Source organism: Dickeya aquatica, from assembly GCF_900095885.1.
In the GTDB taxonomy this organism is placed as follows: Bacteria; Pseudomonadota; Gammaproteobacteria; order Enterobacterales; family Enterobacteriaceae; genus Dickeya; species Dickeya aquatica.
This window is the reverse complement of the sequence record NZ_LT615367.1, coordinates 1391379-1416671: the sequence shown is the minus strand read 5'-3', so window position 1 is coordinate 1416671 and position 25293 is coordinate 1391379. Positions and strand designations below refer to the sequence as shown.

The window sequence follows — 25293 nt, the reverse complement described above, 5'->3', positions numbered from 1 at the left end:
GTTGAACGATAAAAGCTAAACACCAAACGACAGGGCCCGCACCAAACATCAATGGCGCGGGCCCGGTTGTTATGTTCATGGCAACGCGAGCGCCCCGTCAGAACGATGCCACTATCACAAGGCAAGCATCAAGGCAGCGGTATGTCCTTCAGCCGCCCGGGATGTTGTTTCACCACCTCCCACGGCAGTACCGACCAGTCAGGCTTATAGCACTCGGGTTTCGCACTCACAAACGGCCCCGGCAGAAAATGAACGCCCTCGGGAGTTAAATACCATTCCATTAACTCCCATGACTCCGCATCACCGTACTGACATGCTTCGCCATCGACCAGAAACGCGTCATTCATTTGCGTGGGATAACGCGCATTGAACTGTTCAAGCAACCATTGCGTAAACTCATCGCCCGGGGAATCGCTATCGCCTTGAGAAGTTGCCGAAGAGGAAGGGGACTGCGCATCCCATAGAATATCCTTTAGTACCAGTGGTTTTGCATCACGGCTGCGTAGCGTAATACCGCTCATGGCAAACACCCCTTGCCCGATATCTGAACACGTACTCATTCTCTCGACGGTATAGCTGATGACGGCAGGTGACAGCAGACGTAATGAAAATGCCGTCGCAGAGTATCCCATACTGTTACTGATCATCGCACAACGGTGAAAAATCTCGGCCTGTTCCCACAGCACCGCTATTAGGTTGTCATTTAGCTGGTCGCGCTGCTCCGGGGTGTAGCCAGAAACCAATTGCACGGTCTGCGCGCCACTGATCGGGTCTTGCCACTCTTCCACGTCATAACCGTTAACCGTCGTTTTATTGATAAGTCGCGGCTCCATACCCTGACTACGCACATAATCATAATGGGAGTGACGGTAAAGGTTTTGCATAAACGCCGGGCTCTGGGCCATCGGCATGGCGACGTTTAACGGATATAGCATGACTTCCGCCTTTTCTCCGCTACTGGTACGCCACTCTCCGCGCCAGCCCTGTTCTGGGGTGGGACGTAAGGTCAGCGTCGGCAGCTCCACATCATCGATAAGGTAGTTGGTGCTCACCTCTTCCTTCAGGACGAGTTGGCCATCAGCGTGCCGCTCTCCTGATACTTCGCGATCGCGCCGATAACGGCGATAGAAATAGCGGCCTCTTACATCGCCGTCAGTCTTGATGCTCAACTCCAGCACGATGGGCCTGTCACCCAGCTTGCCGGTAAACAATTGTGATTCGGTCTGGTCTGCCACCGTCCCGGCATGAGCCCCCTGAGTGGCAACGGCCATACTGATAAAAAACACGGTGACTCGAATAAGGTTGACGAAAAAAGTCATTTAAATACACGCCCAAAGGAAACCGTCGGAAAAGAAAAACCTCAGCGCAAACCCTGTTTTCTGGTTCGGCTGAGGCACATCACATCACATCACATCACATAGCATCACATCGTATTAAGGCAGCGGCATGTCCTTCAGCCGCCCGGGGTGCTGTTTCACCACGTCCCACGGCAGCACTTCCCAGCCAGAGCCCTGACAGCGCGCTAACAGATTCGGTGTGAGGGTATGAAAGGCGATACCTTTTGGCGTCAGGCTCCAGGCGGCTCCTGCCCAGACATCCGCCGTGCTGTAATCGCATTCGGAGGTCTCGTTATTCTCATCGGCACTGTCATCGGCGCTGTCATCGCGACTGTTGCTGACATCAGGTGCGGTATGGCTGCCCGGCTGCGCTTCCTGCGCCGCTTTCATCTGTTGCGGGTAGAGCCGGGTGAATTGCGCCATCAGCCAGTTGGGTAACGTGTCTTGTAAGTAGCTATCCGGGATGGCGTCTTTATCCGGTATCGGCCCGTCAGCCACCCAGAGCAGGTCAGCGAGTGACGGCACATTCGAGGCATCGCTGACGCGCAGTGTTCGGGGTGAGACATCAAGATAGGGATGCGCCGCGCCGAGGCAGCTTCGCAACCCGGAGGCCACATAGCTGATGGCGTTATCTGACAATAAGGTAATGTTCAGAACATCCTGCGAATTTTCGCACTGCGGGACAATATCCAACACCGCGCGCCAGAAATTATCACGCAGCGTCGCATTCAACGCATCAAGACGTTCAGCCGGGTAGCCTGAGGTCAACTGGAAGACGGTGAGTGACGTACCGGGGTCACGCCACCACGTCAGGTTATAGCCATTGAAACTGTCCTGTTTCACCACCACCGGCTCCACTTCTTTATGGAACAGGTAATCATAGAGCGAGAGGCCGGCCAGCGAGCGCATAAACGGTGACAGCGTCGCCGGATCAGGCGCGCTGACAGGCGTAAGCGCCACCGGTATGGCAGCCTGTGAGCCCTGACGCAGCTCCCCTTTCAGGTTCTGATTCTCACCGGCCTGCAATGTCATCACGAGGGCGTTTTCAACCGCATCCGACTCGTCATCACCGCTGCCGATGTCATCGACATTGGTATCCAGCGTTATCTTGCCCTGTTTGTTACGCTTACCATTCAGATGGTGGGTGAGGCGTTCAGGCAACACAAAGTAACGGCTTTCTACCCGTCCGTCGGGCTGGATATCCAGCTCAAGCACCAGTGGCGAGCTCCCTTGCGTGCCGCTGTACAACACCGGAGCGGCCTGCGCCGCCCCCGCCAGCCCCATCGTCAGGACACAGGCAATAACATGAAAGTATTTCATAAGGTGGATACGCTCTCGCTCATACACGATTTCGCTCAATATTTTGCTCGCTCAATAACCTGCTCGCGCAATAAACCTGAAAAAAGTACCGATACGCGGTGCCATGTTTAGGGGCGCTCACGCTCCTCCTGTGGAACATTCACCGCTTTACCGGTCAGGGGTGAGAAGGCGTGCCAACGGAGCACTGAATCCAAATCATCAGTAAAGTTGCTATAAGTCTCTTCTGTCCTCAATATCGGCTCCGGCACATCCTTATCGGGGTAGATTTTTTTGCACATCTCTATCGCTTGCTGCGTCTTGCCTATCAGCGCGGGGATTTTAACGACATAACTGATTCGCGATGCTGTCATCTGCGTTATCTGCAGGCGCGGCACGATAGGGTCACTATTCTTACCGCACACCTTATAATACTGAATCGTCTGCCACCACTGCTGCTGTAACGCGCGGTTTATCGCCGCCATACTCTGTGCCGGATATCCCCCTACCAGTTGAAAGGTTTTGACCGCCGTGCCATGGTGCTGCCACCAGGCCACACGGTAGCCCCACATGTCTCTTTCCCCCAGAAACTCGGCCAAATTATCCTGCAAGAGCAGATAGTCATACACCGATGACTCCAGCACCCCCTGTGTCATTGGCGCAATGCGGCCACCGGCCAGCTCCTCTCGCGTCACCGGCACCAGCGAGACGGGCATACGCCTGCCATCCGGCTGACGCCATACTCCTTGCAGGAGCGCGTTAGCCTCATCTGTGTTCACCAACAGCACCATATGCGCCCGCTGGTTCAATTCGTTATCACTTAACGCATTGCCCGCTTTCTCTGGCAGCACAATCAGCAGGTCATGGCTGTTGCTCTCATCAAGGGTTAACGTCTTGCCCCAAACCGTCAGCTCTCGGTTTTGATGCTCGTTGTCGTTAAAAAAGCGCCCGCTAATCCTGCCATTGAGCCGGTTAATCTCCATGACAACGTTGTCCTTCCCGATGGTGCCGCGATACACCTCGGCCCACACACTCTGTGCCAGAGCCAGCAGCCCAAGAACCAGAGCCTTCAGCACACTCCCTTTCATTCGCCAACCTCTGTCTTTATTTTTATAAAATGGAATTACATGGTGTTAACGGGTTTTGGTGCCTTAGGGCAGCATCAAATATTGAATACGGCCCGGGTGGCTGTTCACCACATTCCAGGGCAGCACTGACCAGTCCTCGTCGTTACACACCCCGCTGTTGTCCGGCCTGATCGGTTTAAACAAAATCCCCTGCGGGGTAAGTGACCAGTACATGTTGAGGTTTCTCGACGAGTAGCTGCCATAGATGCCGCTGTTAGACCAGGTTTCTGTGGCGGTATAATCGCACTCACCCGGTGCACCTTTGGTCATTTTGGCCGGATACAGTGTGGTGAATTGTGCGATTAACCACCCGGGAAGCTGCTGTTTTAATTCATACTCACCGCTAAATTCCCGATCATTAGGATAATACTCAGCGTCATCTAATTTTATCGGCACGGGCAATTTATCGACCCACAGCAAATCGGACAGGCGCAGTTCATACTCATCCTCATCTTCAACCTCAGAAATCGTCGGCTTAATCGGACTACTGCCTTGAGGCATGGCGGTATAAAGCGTGTAGGGATACATTTTCAGTTTCGGCAGCTTATCGTCGTTACACTGGTATTTTCCGCTCAGGATAAAGCTCATGGCATGGGGCGACAGTAAGGTGATTTTGGTTTGCAGCGTCTGCCCTGGCGGCACATAACAGAAGCTCATCATGCGCAGCGTCTCCCAGTAAGCGAGTCGCAAAGACGCATTCAGTTTATCGCGTTGCTCTGGCGGGTAGCCGGATTCCACCTGAAACAGTGAAAACCGGGTTACAGAGTCTTGCCACCATGACACGGTGATACCCGCTATCTCCTCGGTTTTAACCTTTATCGGCTCGGCATTTTGATAAAAAAGCCTGTCGTAATCATCCAGATGTTGATAGAGGGTTTGCATAAACGGTGAGGCACGAGCGATCTGTTGCTCATTCAGATCCAGCACTTGCATAAACGGCGAGGCGCGGGACATCGTTTCATCACTCGGCGCTCGCTCAATCTCTGATAACACCACCTTTATCGGCGAACCGTTTTTATCACGATATTCAGCGGAGAACCCTTCACTGCCCCATTCGGTAACTGTCAGTATCTGCTCGGTTTTCTCGCTCCCCTCACCCGCATCATGGATAAGCTTGAATCCGGTGATACTATCATCGCTAGAGTCAGTGATGACATCAAAAATGGGTCTGGAACGATGCTCTGCAGGGAAAAAATAACGCCCGGAATAGAAACTATATCCCAATTTGTTTATCTCCATGATGACGGGTTTGTCATCGATTTTCCCTTCATATAAAAAATGATCTACGGGGGTCTCCGCCTGACTGTCGAGAACCATCAGGCTCAAAACCAGTGCCAGCCCTCGGGCTGCTTTCGCGAATAAGTTCATGTTAAGTAAACGAATAAAAAAGAAGAGCGACACTATAGCAGAATTAATGAATATAAATACCGGGTAGCGCAACGCCCGTGGCAGAAACAGCCTGGCGGCGGGGATGTGATGCGCCGCACTCGGCACCGGCATCAGGATGTACCGCAGCCGGGTCTCCCCCGGCTGCGGCGGGCGTCAGGGCAGATTGCGCTCGGCATCCGGCACATTCAGCGCCGGGTGGCTGTTTACAAATGACCAGGGCAACACCGTCCATTGCGGGGCGGTTATCTGGTCAGTCTCGCCAAACACATCGTATGGCAGACGGGCGTAAACGCGCAGCCCCTGCTCCGTGGCAAACCAGTTCCTCGACACCTCTTGCCACTCTTTTGCCAGCAGAGGGGCCGTCGGGTCGGGCGAGGCCGCCAACTTATCGTGGTACAACGCCTGCAACTGCATCGTCAGCCATCTCGGCAGCGCCCGGTCAAAATCGGCATACAGCAGTTGATACTCGCCTGCCGCATTGGTCTCGCCGATGGAGAACAACTGCGACAAGCTAACCGGTTTGCCGGTACGGGTCGAAAGGGTGTAGGGCCTGATAGCCTGCGCCTGTAATTTGTCTTTCTCTTTACTCGATTCAACGGCCCCCGCTTCATCCGTGATAGTGGCCTGACACTGACTATTGTGTAATTGCTCGACATAGCTGACCAACGAAGCGGACAACAGGGTTATCTGAATACGCTGATCCAACGTGCCGTCACTATTCTCACAGATTTTCGGGCCCAGCACGGTTTGCCACCAGCGCTGTTGCAACGTCTGGTTCAGCGCCGCCATCGTCTGGGCTGGATACCCGCTCACCAGTTGAAAGGTTTTCACCCCGGTGGCGCGATGCTGCCACCAGGCGACACGGTATGGCCCGATGTCCTTTTCGCCCAGAAACTCCGGCATATCATGCGGTAATAACAGGTAGTCATACAGCGAGACTGTTTTTAGCCCCTGCATAACGGGCACAGCGTTATCGCTCGCGACATCGCCCTCGCTGATGCGCACCAGATCAACCGGCAGGCGCGTGCCATTCGGCTCACGCCATACCCCTTGCAGGCGCTGCTCGGCAGGCTTAATTAACAGCACCATATGTGCAACCTGTAGCAGCTCATCCTCACTTAACGAACTCGCCCCACCATCAGGCCTGGTGGGGACATCCGGCACCACTACCAAAAAATCGTCCATCGGTTCGGTGTCTTCGTTCCGTAAGTCATCAGGCCAGATTATCAGTCTATGGCTTTTATGCTCCCGTTCAGTGAAAAAGCGCCCATCGCCCATCATGTCACCCATGATAAGCTCCATCACCACCTTTTCCTTACCTATTGTGCCACGATAGACATCGGCCCACGCCGCCTGCGCCAGGGCAAGCCCCCCCAGTATCAGTGCTTTTATCGTGATACTTTTCATTCATCCAGCCCCGCCATTGGTATTTATAACGTATTGTTTAGTCATTGTTTTTAACGATAACGCAACGAGAACACAGCCAGCACCACGGTTTCGCACCGTTATGGCATCACCGTCTTGGTCAGCGGCCCCGGATTCGCCTGTAACAGGCTCCACGGCAACACCACGACCTGCTCAGTGCGGCAGGTTTTCCTGATATCGTCATTATCAACAGCGCGCAGATGAAAATCGTAATCCTGCGAGGCGGGATAAAAGCGGATCCCCTGCGGCGTCAGTGCCCACACATCATCGCTCCACTGATTACCCTCATCGACATAAAAAAAGTAACCACACTGCGGATAACGCTCACTGAACCGTTCTTCAAGCCAATCTCTCAGTATCAGAACCTGATGAACCGCCCGGTCAAAACCCGCTAATTCGTTGCGTATCAGCGGCAGGGGCCGAGTATCACTCAAGGCCAATACATCATGAATAGACAAGGGTTTGACATTCTCGGTGGCAATGCTTTGGGTGCTGAACAGCACCTGCTTGCCTTCCGCCCCACAGTCCAACACCTCTTTGATTTGGTAGCTGACGACCCTCGGCGAGACCCATATCAGTGAAAACTCATGGGTCGCCTTGCCGATGGAATCCTCGGAGCAGTAACCTTTTTTACTGGGCATGGTGTACATCGCGGCGTTCAGGACATTATTAAGCTGAGTGCGCGTATTGGCGGTGTATCCGCTGGTTATCTGCGGGTAGGTGTTGCCTGTTAGCGGGTCACGCCACCAGACCACATCAAAGCCATTGATATTTTCCTGTTTGACCGTGGTCAGATCGGTATTGGTGTAACGCAGATAGTCGTCTGGCTGTGACCAATACAGCCACTGTTTAAATGGCGAAGCCTGTTTCGGGGGAGCCGACGACTCAGCCGCCGCCGCGCCCGATACCAGCGCCAGACACACTGCCGCTACCCTGAGTTTTTTTGCGAGTATCATGGTATTACGTCACCCCATCAAAATTGAAGAAAGCCGGTACGTGCTGCACCTGACCGGTGCCAGCGTCAAAAAACACCTGCCTGACACGCCTGTTTATTGCCTGACATCACCGGGCAGCCGGTTACAGTCAAGGCAACCGCATGTCCTGCAAACGACCACGATGTTGATTGACCACCGGCCACGGCAACACTTCCCAGCCGCTGTGATTACAGGCATCCATCATGTTCGGCATCATCGGTTGAAACACGATCCCGTTGCGGGTGAGATACCAGGGGGCATAAGTCCAAATATCCGCAGACGTATAATTGCAACCATCAAACACGCCGTTGACTTTCCCGTTATTACGCATCTGTACCGGGTATAGCCTATCGAATTGTTTCTTTAACCAGACAGGCAGGGTGTCGTCCCGGTAGTTATCCGTAATGTAATGTTCATCCGGTATCGGCGGCTCTCCCACCCACAAGAGATCGGCCAGTGACAGCAAGGCGGTATCACTGACACGAAACGTGCGGGCATAAACATCGGTCGAAGGATGGGCGGAGCCTGGGCAGAGATGTAAATTGGTGGCGATGTAGCTGACGACACCCGCTGACAGTAAGCCGATTTTCACCTTAAACACATCCTCGGTGCTACACCTGTTCGACTGCGTCATCTGCCAAAAATCAGCGCGTAACTGGGCATTCAACTGTTCACGTTGTTCAGCCGGATACCCCGATACCACCTGAAACATGGAAGAGTCGGTTAACGGGTCTTGCCACCACTCCACCTGATAGTCGCCAATGCGCCCTTGCTTGACCATTTTCAACTCATTGCCTTGCTGGAAGAGAAAGTCATACAGGGATAAGGCATAGAGCGACTGCATAAAGGGCGACAGCTTAATCGCAACGGCAGGCGCTAACGGCGCAGCCGGTGTCAACACCGCCGCAACCGGGGCCGCACGCCCGTCGCGCCACTCGCCTTTCCAGCCTTGCTCGCCGAGCGGTTGTAAGGTTAATTGCTGCTCAACAAACGGCTCATTGTCTGTGCCATCCTCTGACGCTGCTTCTTTCTCGCTGCCATCCTCATCGTCAATGACAGTCAGCACCAGCGTTCCTTTCTGCGCCAGATCGCCCACAAGAGAATGCATCACATGGGCGGCGGGAGAAAAGTAACGCCCCTCTATCTTGCCATTGGTGCCGATATCCAGCTCCACCACCACAGGCGCGGTGCCGAGCGTACCGCGATACACCACAGGGTTGGCCTGCGCCGCGCCCACCAGACAGACACTACCCAGCACCATCATCCTTGCGGCTAACGTTAATAAATTCATATTAAATAAATAGATAGGAAATAAAGCAGACACTATAACGGAAATAGATTAATTTCCGTAATCAAAAAAGAGCGCGCAATAACGCCACGCCTGTAGACATTCGCCATCGGCCTGCGAATGGCATTTTCCCCGCCAGCTTCTATGCTATGACAAGGCTGGTGACATCATCAGGCTTTATTGTGGCTGTGGCTGTCCCGGCAAGTGACTTTCATAACAAAAGGATAACATCATGAGTCATATCAAACTGTTAGGTATTTCTGGCAGCCTGCGTCAAGCGTCTGCCAACCGGGGGTTGCTGCGCGCAGCACAATCGGTACTGCCTTCGCATGTCACACTGGAGATTGCCGACTTACTGGATGTGCCTTTTTATAACGCCGACCTGACAAGCGTTCCTGGATCCGTACAACGCATCGCCCAACAGGCGCGTGATGCCTCAGGTTTCGTGTTTGCCTGCACCGAATACAACTACTCCCTTGCCCCTGCGCTGAAAAATATTCTCGATTGGTTATCCCGCCTGCCTGATAGCAGCGAACTGCTGCACGGTAAACCGGCCGCGCTGATGGGCGCAGGCGGTGGCATGGGCACCTCGCGGGCGCAATACCACCTGCGCCAGAGTTGCGTTTACCTGAACATTCACCCGCTCAATAAACCGGAAGTGTTTGCCAATGCCTTCGCCGGTGGGTTTGACGCGCAGGGGAACCTGACCGATGACGCCATCACCACGCTGATTGCCGAGCAAATGGATGCGCTGGTGGATATTATCACCAGCAAATAGCCGTCATTCGATGGCGTTGTCAGCGCGCTCTGCCGCCCGCCTGCGGACGGCAGCGCCTCACGCTGCTACCGTACCCACATTCATCATTACGTCGGCCGTCACCGTCAACGCCGGATGACGACAAAAACGCACCACGTCCCCCACCACCAGCAAACTGGGCGATTGCGGCTGATAACGCGCCATCAGCGCAGGCAGCGTGGCAAGCGTCGCCGTCAACAAGCGCTGTTGCGGCTGGGTACCGCGCTCAATGATCGCCAGCGGCGTACTGGCAGGCAGGCCGTGTTCCATTAACTTCTGGCACAGACGGCTGGCCTGACTTAGCCCCATATAAAACACCAGCGTTTGCTGGCCTGCTCCCGGCGTTCCCCAATCCAGCTGCGGCTCGCCGTCACGGGCGTGGCCGGTGATAAAACGCACCGATTGCGCGCAATCCCGGTGGGTCAACGGCAGGCCCACCGCCGCCGCGCAGCCAGTCGCCGCGGTAATGCCGGGCACCACATGACAGCGCACCCCCTGCTGATGCAGGTAATCCATCTCCTCACCGCCGCGCCCGAAAATAAACGGGTCGCCGCCTTTTAAGCGCACCACCCGTTGCCCTGCGTGTGCCAGCTCTGCCAGCAGTTGGTTGATGTGCGGTTGCGCCAGCGTGTGATGCCCCTGTTGTTTCCCCACATCGATGCGTAGCGTCTCCGGCAGAATCAGCGCCATGATGTCGGCAGAAATCAGCCGGTCATGCACCACCACATCCGCCTGCTGAATTGCCCGCAGCGCCTTGAGCGTCAGCAATTCAGCGTCGCCCGGGCCGGCTCCTACCAGCCAGACCTCGCCTGCCAGCAACGGCTGGCGTTGATGGCCCTGCGCCATCAGTGTGTTCAGAGTAGGGTTCATGTTGTGACTCCTTATTGCAGGGGGGTAAGCACACCACAGCCGACGCCGCAATAGCGGCACGTCGTATGGCGGCTCATCGCACCTCCGGCAACCCGGCAAGCGGCCCGGCCGCCACCCAAATGTTGCCTTGCACAATCCGTACCGGCCAGGTACAGACCCGTAGCTGATTGTCATCCGGGCTGATACCGTCACACAGGCGCAAGCGTTTTTTGTACAACGGCGAAATCACCACCGGCTCGCCCGCCACATCACCAATCAGGCCGCGCGACAGCACGTTGGCACCGCTGCCCGGCTCCTGATTATCAAGCGCGAACACGCGTGCCGCCTGCCCCGGTTGCGCCGCTGGCAAATGGAACAGCGCCACCTGACGATGCCCGACGCGCGCCGCCATGCCCGCATTGGCCGGAATATCGCTCAGGAAACAAACACACTGCCAGCCTTCGCTGCCCGCTGCATCGGCTACGGCGGTCGGCGTTTTTTCCTCCGGGCGGGCCGGACGAATCTGACCGCGCTGCGGCACCATCACCACCGCTTCATCTGGCAAGTCACTGTTCAGGAAAGCGCGGAACAAGGCGCGGTTTTCGTCATGCGCCAGTGTGGTTTGCCACTCGCACTGGTAGCTGTCGATAACATGGCGCATCTCGCTTTCCAGCTCGGCGGCAAGGCCCAGACTGTCGTCGACAACCACCTGACGCAGGTAGTCAACGCCGCCTGCCAGGTTATCCAGCCACACGCTGGTGCGCTGGAGGCGGTCTGCGGTACGGATGTAAAACATCAGCAGGCGGTCGATAAAGCGGAACAGGGTGTCAGTGTCCAGATCGCTGGCGAACAGGTCGGCATGACGCGGTTTCATACCGCCATTGCCGCACACATACAGGTTCCAGCCCTTGTCGGTGGCGATCACGCCGATGTCTTTACCCTGCGCTTCGGCACATTCGCGGGTACAACCGGACACCGCCATTTTGAGCTTGTGCGGCGAGCGCAAGCCTTTGTAACGGTGCTCCAGCGCAATCGCCAGCCCGGTGGAGTCCTGCACGCCATAGCGGCACCAGGTCGAGCCGACGCAGGATTTCACGGTACGCAGCGACTTGCCGTAGGCATGACCGGTTTCAAAACCGGCGTCGATCAACGCCTGCCAGATAGCTGGCAATTGCTCCAGCCGTGCACCGAACAGGTCAACCCGCTGGCCGCCGGTGATTTTGGTGTACAGGTGATAGCGTTCCGCCACCTGCCCAATCGCAATCAAGCCTTGCGGGGTTATCTCGCCGCCGGGAATACGCGGCACCACCGAGTAGGTGCCGTCTTTCTGGATGTTGGCCAGAAAACGGTCATTGGTATCCTGCAACGGCACATGTTCGGGTTTCAGCACATACTCGTTCCAGCACGATGCCAGCATCGAGCCGACCAGTGGCTTACAAATTTCACACCCTAATCCATGACCATGACGGGCGATCACGTCGTCAAAGCTGCGGATACGGTTAACGCGGATCAGGTGGTACAACTCCTGGCGCGACCAGGCGAAGTGTTCGCAGATGTCTTTTTTCACCTCGATGCCCGACTGCTGCAACCGGTACTCCATCACCTGCTTGAGCAGCGGCACACAGCCGCCGCAGCCGGTGCCAGCCTTGGTGCAGGCTTTCAGCGACGCCAAATCGGTACAGCCGTTGTCTACCGCTGCAAAAATATCCGCTTTACTGACGTTGTGGCAGGAGCAAATCTGCGCGTTGTCCGGCAGCGCCGCCACACCGAGCCCTTTCGGTGCGGCACCGTCCAGCGCGGGCAGAATCAGGCTTTCCGGGTGTGCGGGTAACGTCATGTCGTTGAGTTTCATCTGCAACAGCGTGCTGTAATCGCTGCTGTCACCCACCAGCACCGCCCCCAGCAGCCGTTTGCCGTCTGCCGAGACAATGATTTTTTTGTAGACCTGATTCGGCTCGTCGTTCCACTGATAGCTCTGGCTGCCTTCGGTCGCGCCGTGCGCATCGCCGATTGACGCCACATCCACCCCCAACAGCTTGAGCCTGGTGCTCATGTCCGCACCGGTAAACGACTGCTCCTGCTGCGCCAGCCGGGCGGCGACGGTGCGCGCCATCTGGTAACCCGGCGCGACCAGCCCGAATGTCTGCCCTTGCCAGACCGCGCACTCGCCGATGGCGAAGATAGCGTTATCCGAGGTCTGGCAATGATCGTCAATCACGATGCCACCGCGCGTGCCTATCGCCAGCCCGGCCTCACTCGCCAGACGAACGCGCGGGCGGATACCGGCGGAAAACAGCACCAGATCGGTTTCCAGCGACGTGCCATCGGCAAAGTTCATGCGATGGCGCGCCTGCTCGCCTGCCGTAATGGAGAGCGTTTCCTTGCTGGTGTGCACATGCAGGCCGAGCGCTTCGATTTTGCGCCGCAGCAACTGTGCGCCGCCGTCATCGAGTTGCACCGCCATCAGCCGGGGCGCGAACTCCACCACATGGGTTTCCAGCCCCAACTGGCGCAGCGCATTGGCGGCTTCCAGCCCCAGCAGCCCGCCGCCCACCACCACGCCGCTGCGCGATCCGCGCGCTTCGGCGGCAATGGCGTCAAGATTATCCAGCGTGCGATACACCAGACAGCCGGGGCGATCATTACCGTCAACAGGCGGGACAAACGCATAGGAGCCGGTGGCCAGCACCAGCCTATCGTAAGGCGTTTCCTGACCGCTCGCGTCACGCACGCAGCGGCACTGGCGATCGATAGCCGTCACCTGACAACCGGTACGTAACTCAATGCCGTGCTGCCCGAAAAAGCCCTCGCTGACCATGGAGAGCGACCCGGCACTACGCCCGGCAAAATACTCCGATAAATGCACCCGGTCATAGGCCGGGTGGCGCTCCTCGCCAAACACCACAACGTGATATTGCCGGTGCAGGTTGTGCTCTACCAGTTGCTCCAAAAAGTGGTGACCGACCATACCGTGCCCGACCACAATCAAGACCGGCTGACTGCCCAACTCAGGTTTACTCATCACAGACATCCTTACTTCTTCAGGCCGACTGTCTGGTTGCGCACCAGACAGTCCAAATAAAAGCGACGCAGGTTCAACAGGCCGGCTGCACGACCAAACAGCAATACGCCGCACAAGCGCTCATCGCGGAAGATCAACCAGCGATAATCGCCGCCCACCGGGTCTGACACGGCATCAGGAAGACCTTGCTGCTTGTGCCGCCCAGCCATACCGCCATCGCTGCGCCCGACGGTAAAAAACAAAAAGGCGTCCACCGCCATGCGAAATTCGCACGCGTGTGGACGCCTTTGCCCTGCCACTTGCCCTACCGCCATTGGTACAGCAAGTCGCGATAAATTGTTACCGGAGATAAAGCAAGGTGTATGCCAATCTGCTGCGCGGTTGAGCACCACGCCAGATATCGAGTGAACCTTCCCTGCCGCGTCAGAGCGTCTGACGTGTCCCGATGCCAATATTGTGCGCGTCAGCGCCATGACAAATATTGAGCTGGATCATTTCAGCCGTCACTTTGCCTGCGTGCCGATAGGGTCTCTGGCTATCACAGCGCACTGTTATGTGGCACAGGGCCTACACTTTATGCGCCTATTCTGCGTGCGGTTTCAGCCAATGTGGAATCGCATGACGTGGGGGTCAGGGTGCATCCTGAAAAATATCGGCGACAGCCAGCATGGCACTGGCAATCTCTATCAGTTTTTTATTCTGGCTCATCGCCATACGGCGCAGGGTTTTGTAAGCCTCGTCTTCACTTAAGCCCCGATGTTGCATTAATACACCTTTCGCACGATCGATCTGGCGGCGCTCATCAAGGGTGGCTCGCATGGCGGCAAGCTCGCTATCAAGCACCTGTAAACGACGCGACTGCTGCTGCACCAGTGACAGTAATGAGCGCCCCAGTTGCGGCCGCATGCCGTCGCTGTCAAAGCGGTCAACCCCGTGCCGGGAGTCGCTTTCCGGTGCCGTTACGCTGTTAGCAATAAATACCGCATAACCGTGGTCATCCGTCGGCGCAGACGACAACCAGCCTGCCAGGTCTGCCTGCTGGTCGGCACAGGCTTGCTCGGCGGCGGCAATCCGCTCACGGCACAGTTGCATCAGCGTCTGCTCAAGCTGTTCTTCAATTTGGCGCATCCCATCAAGGCGTTCACTGGCCAGCGCAAACCATTGCAGGCTGCCGTGATCCGTCAGGCGTTCCGGCATACGGGTACAGGCTATGCGGCGCAGGCGCTCAAATTCGGGGTCGGTCAGTTGTGCCTGCCAGCGAGCCCGGCAGGCATCATCGGCGAAGTGGATGAAGGTTTCAAAACAGCGCTCCTGACGCTCAATCAAATCCAGCCATGTTTGCCGGGTTGCGGGCGTAAAAACGCCGGCGGCAAACGCGGCCGCCCCCATCGCCCGCTCCTGACCGGCCAGCTCTTTGCCCTGCATAAAACTGAACATGGCAACCAGGGCTCTGGCGATGACAGGGTCGGCAGCCGTGTCTGAAACCTCAAACACCAGTGATAACAAATGCCGGATGGCATCGTTAAATGCCGTCATGGCTTCTGGCTGCGCCAGCGCTTGTAAACCAATGCGCTGGCGCAGCGACGGCAACAAGCCCAGGGTATAGACCACACTCGCCGCCCGGCTGAATAAGCGACTGGCCTGTGGCAGTTCCCCCGTCTGCCCGGCGAGCGCGTCCAGGCAGCGCATCAATTGTGCCTCAGCCTGCTGCACAGCCTGCGTGCTCAGGTGACGTTCCTCACCACACAAGAGCCCTTGTGAGCCTAAGAACAGATTGACCGTCCCTCGCTCACGTTGCAGCCGGTGCACCAATTCACTGATGTGCCCGACCAGTTCACCCCGTTGCAACAGCCCTTGCAGGCTGTTGAGCTCACACTGGCGCGACGCCATCAGAAAACGAACGGTGGTCGATGGGTCTGCCACGATGATGTTCTCTTCTTCTGCCACACTGATTCTCCGGTTACAGCGAGTGATAAGGTAATAAGCGAGGTCGATACGGTTTGACGTTGTGTTTACCCGGCTATCACCGCCATCCTTTTATTGGGTAAATAGCCAGTCAGCCAAACGGCCGACGCCAATTCTCATCGGGTGGCCGCTATCAGCAGGTGCAGGATCAGTCAGTGCCGGAGGGGAACAGGAACGGGTTAATGCTGCTGCGGGCAAAGCCTTCTTCTTCCATTTTCACGTCCAGCACCAGTGACGCCAGATCGTCAGCCACGGCTTCGACCTGATGGTCTTTTTCCTGATACAGCAGTTTCAGGTAAGTACCACAGTCGCCACAGCTTTCTGCTTTGATAGCCGACTTTTCATCATCCAGCGACCAGTAGTGCAATTGACCGGCCTGCTCACAGTTACTGCACTTCACCCGCACCATGTGCCACTCGCTTTCACACAGATTGCAATGCAGGTAGCGCAACCCGCTGGTGGTGCCAATCTGAATCACACCGGATACCGGCATACTGCCGCATACCGGGCAAAACTGGCGATGCTCGCCGGTTTCAGCCCTGGCCACAGCCGGTAATTGCGTTGCCATTTGCGCCCAGTACAATGAGAGCGCCGCCCAGACAAACGGCGCTTTATCGTTGATTTGCTCACTGAACTGCTGGTTTAACAGCGCCTGCGCCAACGACTCCCACTCTTGTACCGGCATCTTCTCCAGATTTTCAAGCGTACTGAACACCTGCCCGGACGCTGCCGGTTTGAGTTCCTCAATCAATGCCTGCAACAACCGGTGCCAGTGCGGGTCACGCACGAAGGTGGTGATATTCAGCGGCGGCTGGCCGTGGCTGTTTGCCAGCACATCACTCAAATCCTGATGCAGAGGATGGTCATGCCACACTTTGTGTTGTGCTTCAGTCACCGTTGCAGCAAAGTGCAGGTAGTCCTCCAGCGGATGATTTTCCGCCAGCTGGCGTAACCTCTCGGCCCGCAGCCGGTATACACTTTTCAGGTTGGCAAACAACACCGCAGGGATAGTCCCGATAGTCGAGGGCTTTGCGCTCTCCGCCAGTTTTTCTTGCGGCACAATACGAATACTCATCAGGTTATGTTTCCTGTTTCGAGAGTGAAAAGACACCACGGCCATGCCAGCCACGGCGCTGAAATGTTCAGGTCATCAGACAGGCATGTTAGCAGGTTATGCCGCACAATCGCACAACCGGGCGTTATTTTCCCTTTCTGCGTTTGTGGGCTTTCACCTTCCGGCAGGCCGACGCTTGTGGCGTATGGACAGGAAAACACCCGCTACAGGATGGACACAATCCTGCCCCCGTCGCACAATGGGCGCTGCCGTTTATCGGTAACACCTGCACTGGCCAGAGTGGCTCAACACCGGCATTCCGGTTGAGCCTGTAACAGGCTCTGGCATGACGATAATAAAATGAAACCCGCGCCCGTAACGCATTCTCTCGCCGGAGACAATCCCATGACGACCGCCTTCTCTCACGATCCACAGCTTGCGCCTGCCGTGCCTTCATCGGCTTATCGCAAAATTACCTGGCGACTCATCCCGTTTTTATGTCTGTGTTATCTTGCCGCCTACCTTGATCGCATCAATATCGGGCTGGCAAAACTGCAAATGGCCAGCCAACTGGCGCTCAGTGACGTCGCATTCGGTCTTGGGGCCGGGTTGTTCTTTCTTGGCTACATCCTCTTTGAAGTGCCAAGCAACCTGATTTTACAACGCGTGGGAGCCCGCATCTGGATAGCACGCATCATGATAACCTGGGGCATCCTGTCTACCGCAACATTGCTCGTCACGACCCCTGGGCAGTTCTACGCGCTGCGCTTTTTACTGGGGGCGGCAGAAGCCGGTTTCTTGCCGGGGGTGTTGTACTATTTAACCCACTGGTTCCCTTCCTGGCGGCGAGGCCGCATTATCGCCCTGTTCATGATTGGTCTGCCGTTATCCAGCATTGTCGGCGGCCCGCTGTCCGGTTGGATAATGGCGCACTTCGACGCCCGACTCGGGCTGCATGGCTGGCAGTGGATGTTTCTGCTAGAAGGGTTGCCAAGTGTCGTGCTCGGCATCATGGCGCTCTGGCTTTTGCCGGATAACGTCAATCAGGCACGCTGGCTCAATGAGCAAGACCGGGCGCAGGTTCGGGCTGACCTGGCGCTGGATGCCCACCAGACACCGGCCATAAAACACCAGTTTCGCGATGGTTTCTTCAATCTCAAAGTCTGGATGCTGGGCGGCATCGATTTTTCCATTCTGCTGTGTGCTTACGCCATGGGGTTTTGGCTGCCCACCTTTATCAAGCAGGCCGGTGTCACCGATATCAGCCAGATAGGCTGGCTGACCGCCATTCCAAGCCTGGCCGCACTGGCAGGAATGCTGGCACTCGGCATCAGCTCAGACAGGCTCCGGGAGCGGCGCTGGCATATCATCATACCGTTCTGGCTGGGAGCCGGTGCTATCGTCATAAGCACCTTTTTTAGCCAGAATCTGGTGATGACGGTGCTGCTGTTCTCACTGGCGCAGGCCGCCGTTATCGGCACCGTCCCCGTGTTTTTCAGCCTGCCTGCCACGTTTCTCACGGGGACGGCGGCGGCAACCGGTTTTGCACTGGCCTGTTCACTGGCCAATATCGCCGGGCTGGTCAGTAACACCATCATGGGCTTTGCCATGCAATTAACCGGCAGCGGCAACGGCGCGCTGTGGTTTTTTGCCCTGTGTCTGCTGCTCAGTTCGCTCTTGGTCGTTGCCCTTCCCGCCAGGCTGGTGAATCGCTGACAGTACGCCCTCACCCGGCCCCGGGTGAGGGTAAACAGGCTCGACCTGTGCCTGTTCTCCGTTGACTACCCCTCTGATTTATTATCATTTTTTTCTGTGACTCCCTGTACAGGAGAAAAAAGTTATTAATGAAAGTAAGAATATTCCGATATATTTTACCAATTGCGCCCACGCCGCATGAAACCACCGCGCGAGTTAGAACAATAAATCCAAACTGCTTTTACTTAACCGAAAAATACCAAGGGAAGTTAAAAAGCAATAATCAGGAAAACAATATGACTTATATTAAAAACATAACAATACGCAAAGCGCTCCTCTCTATTTTCTTTATTTTCTTATTACTCTGGAGTGCTGTTTCTTTTCTGGAACTTTATTCACTCAATCATGTCAACTCACTGTTACAGTCAAACCAGGAACAGCAAAAAAACTCAGATCTGATGTCTCGTGGTACCGAGGCCTATTTCCGCACCTCAATGCGTTTATTTATGGCTGCCGATTTGTTGCAATCCGGTGATAAAGAAGGTGCACAGAAATTATCAAAAGCCGCCGCAGAAGTGCTGAATATTAGTATTGAAAATCTAAATGTGTTTAGCCGGTCAACCCATGACGGTGTTTCTAAAGATATTCAGAGCAACATTATCGATAACTGGGGGCGTATTAATGCAGAAACAGTAAAGGTCGCAGCGCTTTTAGAAAAAGGCGAGCTGGAGCAGTTCCGAACCATTATGCGTACCACTATGCCGCCTATCAGCATCGCATTCAGTAAAGCCAGTGAACAATATCTAAAACAATTAGACCTGCAAGACCAAAATAATGACAGCAGTATTAATTCTATTATCGCTACCTGTAAGGAAGTATTAGTCAGCGCCCTGGTGTTAGGCGTATTGATCGTTTTCCTGACCGATCGCTATCTGGTCGCTAACCTGATAACCCCGCTGCACCGCATCCGTGAGCATTTTAAAACCATTGCCGATGGGAAACTGCACCACACGATTGAGGATTTCGGGCGCAACGACGTTGGCCAGTTAATTCCCTATTTGCGTGATATGCAAGAGAGCCTGACACGTACAGTGAGCCTGATTCGCAACAGTGCCCACGCCATTTATCACGGCGCGAGCGAAATCAGTGCGGGCAATAATGATTTGTCTTCCCGAACCGAACAGCAGGCATCGGCCCTGGAGCAAACCGCGGCCAGCATGGAACAATTAGGCGCAACGGTGAAGCAAAATGCCGATAACATCACGCAGGCCAATCGACGCGCACAAGATGCCTCTCACATGGCGAAAAGCGGCGGCAATCTGGTAGACAACGTTATCTCGACCATGGATGACATTACCCAGAGCTCACGCAAAATTGCGGATATCACCAATGTGATTAACGGCATCGCCTTCCAGACTAACATTCTGGCGCTCAACGCAGCGGTAGAAGCGGCGCGGGCCGGTGAGCAGGGCCGTGGATTTGCCGTGGTGGCAGGCGAAGTGCGCAGTCTGGCACAACGCAGCTCACAGGCAGCCAAAGAAATCGAAGGGCTGATTAACGAATCGGTTGAGCGTATCAATACCGGCTCTGGTCAGGTAGCCCAGACCGGACATACCATTCACGATATTGTTCACGCTGTAACACAGGTCACCGACTTGATGGCAGAAATCGCCTCTGCGTCTGTCGAGCAAGAGCGAGGTATCAGCCAGATTGCCCAGGCCGTTACCGAGATGGACAGCGTTACTCAGCAAAATGCCGCGCTGGTGCAGGAATCCGCCTCGGCGGCCACGTCGCTGGAAAGCCAGGCGCGCGAGCTCACCTCCGCCGTTGAGGTGTTTGAGCTGGCAACGACTCACGCATTACCACAGGCGGCCCGCCCCCGCGCTCCGGCCGTCGCGGCATTACCCACCGCATCAGCCACGCGCGCGACCGGGGGAAAAGACACCCGCCATACCCATGATGACTGGCAATCCTTCTGACAGGTCAATGACAGATAAAAAAACCGCACCGGCAACGGTTGCCTGTGCGGTTTTCTCCCCTGATACCTGCCTCGCTTAAGCCAGCACAGACAGGTTCATCGGCCTCAGTGCTGTTTTTCCTGCTGTTTGGCCTGTAACTCACGATACCAGCGTGGATGGTGTTTCTTCGCCCAGGCGCTGGATACCCAGCCCTCCACCATCGCCGTAATGGTGCCTTTCACCCACAGTGCCGCATACACATGCACCATAATCGTCAGAATCAGCCCCACCGCCGATACCGAGTGCACCACCAGCGCCGCACGGATAACCGGAATAGAGAAAGAGGGCGCGAAATAGGGCCGCCAGATAACCACACCGCTGGCCAGCAGTAACAGCAGGCTGGTGATAGCCAGCCAAAACACACATTTTTGCCCAAAGTTATAGCGCCCGGTGTCGCCGACTTCTTCATTGCGCGCAATCTTGTGGATGTTTTTCGCCCACTCGAGGTCATCACGCTGAATCAGGTTATGTTTCCAGTAACGCAGAAACATCAGCATAAACGCCAGAAACATCACCACACCGACGAACGGGTGCAGGATGCGCGCCAGTTGCGGCGTGCCCAGTACACTCATCAACCAATTGAATGACGGAAAGAAAAAGCCCAGCCCACTGAGTGCGGCGAACACAAAACAGAAGGCCACAATCCAGTGGTTAATGCGCTCAGGGGCGCTGTAACGCTGAATCCGATTACTCTTTTTCATGTTGTTTGCCCTCGTGCGCCTCGTCTTCGTCGTCTACCCGGTTCGGGCCGATGCCTACATAGTGGAATACACTGGCGGCGAATGTTGCAGCAAAGCCGATGGCCGCCAACGGCTTCCAGATCCCTTTCCAGAAGGTCACCGCCGGGCTAATACTCGGGTTATCCGGCAGGCCATGATAAAGCTGTGGCCGGTCGGCATGATGCAGCACATACATCACATGCGTGCCGCCCACGCCAGCGGGGTCGTACAGACCGGCATTGCTGTAACCGCGGCTGTTCAGATCTTTCACCCGTTCGGCCGCCAGCACTTTCATTTCCTCTTTGGTGCCGAAATGGATGGCTCCGGTCGGACAAGTCTTCACGCAGGCTGGCTCCTGGCCGACTTCCACCCGGTCAACACACAAAGTGCATTTGTAGACTTTGTTATCGTCTTTATTCATGCGCGGCACGTCGAACGGGCAACCGGCAATACAGTAACCACACCCGATACAATGTTCAGACTGAAAATCGACGATACCGTTGGCGTACTGGATAATCGCCCCTTCCGACGGGCAGGCTTTCAGGCAGCCTGGGTCGGCGCAGTGCATACAGCCGTCTTTGCGGATAAGCCACTCCAGCTTGCCGCTTTCCTCCACTTCAGAAAAGCGCATCACTGTCCACGACCTGGCGCTCAGATCGGTCGGGTTATCATAAACCCCGACGTTATAGCCCACATCGTCACGGATGTCGTTCCACTCCGAACAGGCGACCTGACAGGCTTTACAGCCAATACAGGTAGTGACATCGATAAGCTTGGCTACCTGCTCTTTGTGGTTACGCGCCTGCGGTGGCGGCGTCAGTGAGTTCGTCGCGGAGCGACGAATGATATCTTGTGATTGCATTGCCATAATGTTTCTCCGCGACTACGCCTTTTCCACGTTCACCAGAAACGCCTTGTACTCTGGCGTCTGACTGTTGGCATCCCCGACATGCGGCGTCAGAATATTGGCCATAAAGCCTTTCTGGGTGGTGCCCTCAAAGCCCCAGTGACAAGGCACACCGATGGTTTCTACCGGTTTACCCTGAATCATCAGCGTGCGGATACGCTTGGTGACGACCGCTTTCGCTTTGATGTAGCCACGCTTGCTGCTGACTTTCACCACATCACCGGCCTTGATGCCTTTTTGTTTCGCCAGTTCCTCGCCAATTTCCACAAACTGCTCTGGCTGCACAATCGCATTCAGGCGCGCGTGTTTTGTCCAGTGGCGGAACAATTCCGTTATCGAGTACGTGGTGGCAACAAACGGGAACTCGTCTACCGTACCCATACGCGGACGATCGGCCTCCAGAATGCGGGCGGCCGGGTTGACCTGCACTTTGCTGTAAACCGGGTTGGTTTTCAGCGGTGATTCCAGCGGCTCGTAGTGCGCCGGGAACGGCCCTTCTGCCATCTTGTCGATAGCAAACAGGCGGCCCATCCCCTCGGCATTCATAATAAATGGCCCGGTGGCACTGCCCGGTGGCACCGTCACGGCAAAATCGGCAACGTCGATGCCCGTCCACTTCTGGCCGTTCCAGCGGATAAGCTCACGTTTTTCATCCCAGGGTTTACCCTGTGGGTCGGCCGAGGCGCGGTTGTAGAGAATGCGGCGGTTTTGCGGCCAGCACCATGCCCAGCCCGGCGTACAGCCAAGCCCTGACGGATCGGCGTTGTCACGGCGCGCCATCTGGTTACCCGCTTCCGTCCACGACCCGGCATAAATCCAGCAGAAACTGGCGGTGGTGCCATCATCACGCAATACCGAGAAATCCGGCAGTTGTTGACCTTTTTTCAACAGCAGATTGCCCTTGTCATCATACAAATCTGCCAGCGCGCGACCATTGGCCTCGCGGGTTATCTCTTCTGCCGACGGGTCTTCCGGCTCCAGATAATCCCAGCTCATGTTCAGCACAGGCTCGGGGTTAGCGCCCCCCTCTTTGGCGTAAAGCTCACGCAGGCGCAGGAATAGCCCGGCCAGAATCACACCATCCTGACGCGCTTCACCCGGCGGCTCAGCCCCTTTGTAGTGCCATTGCAACCAGCGGCCCGAGTTGACAATTGAGCCATTCTCTTCGGCAAAACAGCTTGACGGCAGGCGGAACACCTCGGTCTGAATGGTGGACGGGTCAACATCATTGAGTTCGCCGTGGTTCTGCCAGAAATTAGACGTTTCTGTCGCCAGCGGGTCGATAACCACCATGAATTTGAGTTTTTTCAAGGCATCGCGGGCTTTGTTGGAATCGGCAAAGGCAGCCATCGGGTTAAAGCCCTGCACGATGTAACCGTTGACCTTGCCATCGAGCATCATGCGTGAATAGGCCAGCGCATCGTAGCTTTTATCCCACTTCGGCAACCAGTGATAACCCCACTCATTGTCTTTGGTGGCGTTATCACCCCAGAAACTCTTCATCATGCTGACGAAAAACTTCGGCGTGTTCTTCCAGTAGTTGACCTGATCGGCCAGCAACGCTTTCGGGGTTATCTGATCCAGATACTCTTTCAGCGAGGTCTGCTTTTCTGACGGCAACGGCATATAGCCCGGCAGGTTGAGCGACAGCAACCCCAGGTCGGTGTAACCCTGAATATTAGAGTGACCACGCAGCGCATTGACGCCGCCGCCCGCCATACCCACGTTACCGAGCAGCAACTGAATCATGGCGGCGGTGCGGATAATCTGGGCACCAGCGGTGTGCTGCGTCCAGCCCAGCGCATACATAATGGTGGCGGTGCGATCCGGCACGCAGGTCGAGGCCAGTTGCTCGCAGATAGTCAGAAAATCCTGCTTTGGCGTACCACAAACGTTTGTAACCAAATCTGGGGTATAGCGGCTGGCGTGCGCTTTGAGCAGGTTCCAGACGCAGCGTGGGTGCGTTAAGCTGTCATCGCGTTTGGCAAAACCGTTTTCATCCAGCTCATACTGCCAACTGGTGCGGTCATAGCGGCGCTCTTTTTCGTTGTAACCGCTAAAAATACCTTCATCAAACTGGTAGTCCTCACGGACTATCAGGCTGGCGTTGGTATACGCCTGCACATACGGCATTTGTACCTTGTCATGGGAGAGCAGGTAATTTACCACCCCCAGCAGGAAGGTAATGTCTGAACCGGCACGAATCGGCGAGTACATGTCAGCAACGGCGGCCGAACGGTTAAAACGGGGGTCAACCACAATCAGCTTCGCACCATTGTGAATTTTGGCTTCCACCGCCCATTTAAACCCAACCGGGTGCGCTTCTGCCGGGTTGCCACCCATTACCAGAATCACATTGGCATTTTTGATATCGACCCAGTTATTGGTCATGGCACCGCGCCCGAAAGTGGGAGCCAGCGCGGCGACCGTCGGGCCGTGGCACAGTCGCGCTTGCGTATCCAGCCCGATAATACCGAGCGCGCGCGCAAATTTTTGATCCAGAATGCCGGTTTCATTGCTGGCCGCAGAGGAGCACAGCATCCCGGTGGTTAACCAGCGGTTCACCGTGACACCGGCACTGTTCTTCTCGACAAAGTTGGCATCGCGGTCTTTTTTCATCAGCCGGGCGATGCGATCTAAGGCTTCATCCCAACTGATGCGCTGCCATTGATTGGAGCCCGGCGCACGGTATTGCGGGTATTTAAGGCGCTGGTCACTATGGATAAAATCCACCAGCCCCGCCCCTTTCGGGCACAGCGACCCACGGCTCACCGGATGATCCGGGTCGCCTTCGATGTGGTAAATGGCGGGTTTGGCATTTTTGGCACCATCGCCCAGGCTGTACATCAGTATCCCGCACCCGACGGAACAGTAGGTGCAGTTATTCCGGGTTTCTCTGGCACGTAATAATTTATATTGGCGAGTTTCGGCTAATGCCGCACCGGGAGAAAATCCCAGAGCGGTGACCGTAGTACCAGCCATTCCACCTGCGCATATTTTAAAAAACTGTCTTCTGCTGACCTGCATGGGAGAGTCCTCGCACGACATCACTCAGAGCCATACCCTCAGACATCAAATTGCAAGTGTATTGCTTGTGTAACCCGGCGGCGGGTTTGATAAGCCGCCGGCAATTTACTGCAACGCTGCCTTCCTGCCATTTACGTGATGGAGGGTATATACCGTTTTGGTGTATTAATGCTTTATTGTTATGAATGGTTTTCGCGGTTTTTCACATAAAACCCCACGACACGTATGTATTATGCGCTGGCAAATAAAAAGCGCCAAGCAATTATCTCAATAACAACAAATCCGTCACACTTCGTTATCGAAAAGGTTTTTTTTAACGTTAACACCGGTTTATGAAGAATAATTCTCATTAACATTGTGCTATTCCAGCCACTATCGCTGTATATTAATTTACATATCGATTAC

At 55.6% G+C, this 25293-nt stretch carries 17 protein-coding genes and 1 pseudogene; 4 read left to right on the top strand and 14 right to left on the bottom strand.

Features of this window, described 5'->3' with window-relative positions; translation table 11 throughout:
- Positions 1 to 128 precede the first annotated feature (128 nt).
- The 7 genes from DAQ1742_RS06425 to DAQ1742_RS06395 all read right to left on the bottom strand — a co-directional run bounded on the left by DAQ1742_RS06425 (position 129) and on the right by DAQ1742_RS06395 (position 8839).
- Positions 129 to 1319 carry a hypothetical protein gene (locus tag DAQ1742_RS06425; protein ID WP_035343059.1) on the bottom strand — a complete coding sequence of 397 codons (1191 nt, stop codon included), beginning with the start codon at positions 1317 to 1319 and terminating at the stop codon, positions 129 to 131.
- Positions 1320 to 1433: 114 nt separating this feature from the next.
- A complete protein-coding gene (locus tag DAQ1742_RS06420; RefSeq protein ID WP_035343062.1) occupies positions 1434 to 2657 on the bottom strand; it encodes a hypothetical protein in 1224 nt (407 codons plus the stop codon).
- A gap of 107 nt (positions 2658 to 2764) precedes the next feature.
- Entirely contained in the window at positions 2765 to 3721 is a 957-nt protein-coding gene (locus DAQ1742_RS06415) for a hypothetical protein (RefSeq protein WP_067487174.1), read from the bottom strand.
- Positions 3722 to 3784: 63 nt separating this feature from the next.
- On the bottom strand, positions 3785 to 5128 hold the full coding sequence (locus DAQ1742_RS06410) for a hypothetical protein (RefSeq protein ID WP_145916199.1): 1344 nt from the start codon (positions 5126 to 5128) through the stop codon (positions 3785 to 3787).
- A 174-nt stretch (positions 5129 to 5302) separates the two neighbouring features.
- Positions 5303 to 6556 (bottom strand): hypothetical protein, encoded by a 1254-nt coding sequence (locus tag DAQ1742_RS06405; RefSeq protein ID WP_180706254.1) that lies wholly within the window; start codon positions 6554 to 6556, stop codon positions 5303 to 5305.
- Between the two features lie 98 nt (positions 6557 to 6654).
- Entirely contained in the window at positions 6655 to 7530 is an 876-nt protein-coding gene (locus DAQ1742_RS06400) for a hypothetical protein (RefSeq protein WP_145916201.1), read from the bottom strand.
- 127 nt (positions 7531 to 7657) lie between these two features.
- The gene (locus DAQ1742_RS06395; protein ID WP_035346183.1) at positions 7658 to 8839 is read right to left on the bottom strand and encodes a hypothetical protein; all 1182 of its coding nucleotides are present in this window, start codon (positions 8837 to 8839) and stop codon (positions 7658 to 7660) included.
- Positions 8840 to 9068: 229 nt separating this feature from the next.
- Between DAQ1742_RS06395 and DAQ1742_RS06390 the strand changes: the two genes are divergently transcribed.
- Positions 9069 to 9614, top strand: a complete 546-nt coding sequence (locus DAQ1742_RS06390; RefSeq protein WP_035343073.1) for an NADPH-dependent FMN reductase — start codon at positions 9069 to 9071, stop codon at positions 9612 to 9614.
- A gap of 57 nt (positions 9615 to 9671) precedes the next feature.
- On the opposite strand, the gene cobA is transcribed toward DAQ1742_RS06390, so the two are convergent.
- The 4 genes and pseudogenes from cobA to fdhE form a co-directional block, all read right to left on the bottom strand.
- Complete coding sequence (gene cobA, locus DAQ1742_RS06385; protein ID WP_035343076.1) at positions 9672 to 10502, bottom strand: uroporphyrinogen-III C-methyltransferase; 831 nt, start codon at positions 10500 to 10502, stop codon at positions 9672 to 9674.
- Between the two features lie 73 nt (positions 10503 to 10575).
- Positions 10576 to 13763 (bottom strand): annotated as a pseudogene (gene nirB, locus DAQ1742_RS06380) (nitrite reductase large subunit NirB).
- Positions 13764 to 14133: 370 nt separating this feature from the next.
- Entirely contained in the window at positions 14134 to 15429 is a 1296-nt protein-coding gene (locus tag DAQ1742_RS06370) for a nitrate regulatory protein (protein WP_035346187.1), read from the bottom strand.
- Positions 15430 to 15616: 187 nt separating this feature from the next.
- Positions 15617 to 16543 (bottom strand): formate dehydrogenase accessory protein FdhE, encoded by a 927-nt coding sequence (gene fdhE, locus DAQ1742_RS06365; RefSeq protein WP_035343080.1) that lies wholly within the window; start codon positions 16541 to 16543, stop codon positions 15617 to 15619.
- A 98-nt stretch (positions 16544 to 16641) separates the two neighbouring features.
- Here fdhE and DAQ1742_RS06360 point away from each other — a divergent pair, with 98 nt between their 5' ends.
- From DAQ1742_RS06360 to DAQ1742_RS06350, 3 genes are all read left to right on the top strand, one after another.
- Entirely contained in the window at positions 16642 to 16857 is a 216-nt protein-coding gene (locus DAQ1742_RS06360; protein ID WP_145916202.1) for a hypothetical protein, read from the top strand.
- Positions 16858 to 16927: 70 nt separating this feature from the next.
- The gene (locus DAQ1742_RS06355) at positions 16928 to 18238 is read left to right on the top strand and encodes an MFS transporter (protein ID WP_035343082.1); all 1311 of its coding nucleotides are present in this window, start codon (positions 16928 to 16930) and stop codon (positions 18236 to 18238) included.
- Between the two features lie 275 nt (positions 18239 to 18513).
- Positions 18514 to 20196, top strand: coding sequence for a methyl-accepting chemotaxis protein (locus tag DAQ1742_RS06350; RefSeq protein WP_035343084.1), 1683 nt, complete (start codon positions 18514 to 18516; stop codon positions 20194 to 20196).
- Positions 20197 to 20300: 104 nt separating this feature from the next.
- Here DAQ1742_RS06350 and fdoI read toward each other — a convergent pair whose 3' ends face one another.
- Genes fdoI through fdnG form a run of 3 tightly spaced genes read right to left on the bottom strand, consistent with a single transcriptional unit; the run spans position 20301 to position 24888 of the window.
- Entirely contained in the window at positions 20301 to 20936 is a 636-nt protein-coding gene (gene fdoI / locus DAQ1742_RS06345; RefSeq protein ID WP_035343086.1) for a formate dehydrogenase cytochrome b556 subunit, read from the bottom strand.
- Positions 20923 to 21822: a formate dehydrogenase subunit beta gene (fdxH, locus tag DAQ1742_RS06340; RefSeq protein WP_035343088.1), complete on the bottom strand. Its 900-nt coding sequence runs from the start codon at positions 21820 to 21822 to the stop codon at positions 20923 to 20925. Before fdxH ends, fdoI begins: the two co-directional genes overlap by 14 nt.
- Before the next feature lie 15 nt (positions 21823 to 21837).
- Positions 21838 to 24888: a formate dehydrogenase-N subunit alpha gene (gene fdnG / locus DAQ1742_RS06335; RefSeq protein WP_071604095.1), complete on the bottom strand. Its 3051-nt coding sequence runs from the start codon at positions 24886 to 24888 to the stop codon at positions 21838 to 21840.
- Positions 24889 to 25293: the final 405 nt, after the last annotated feature.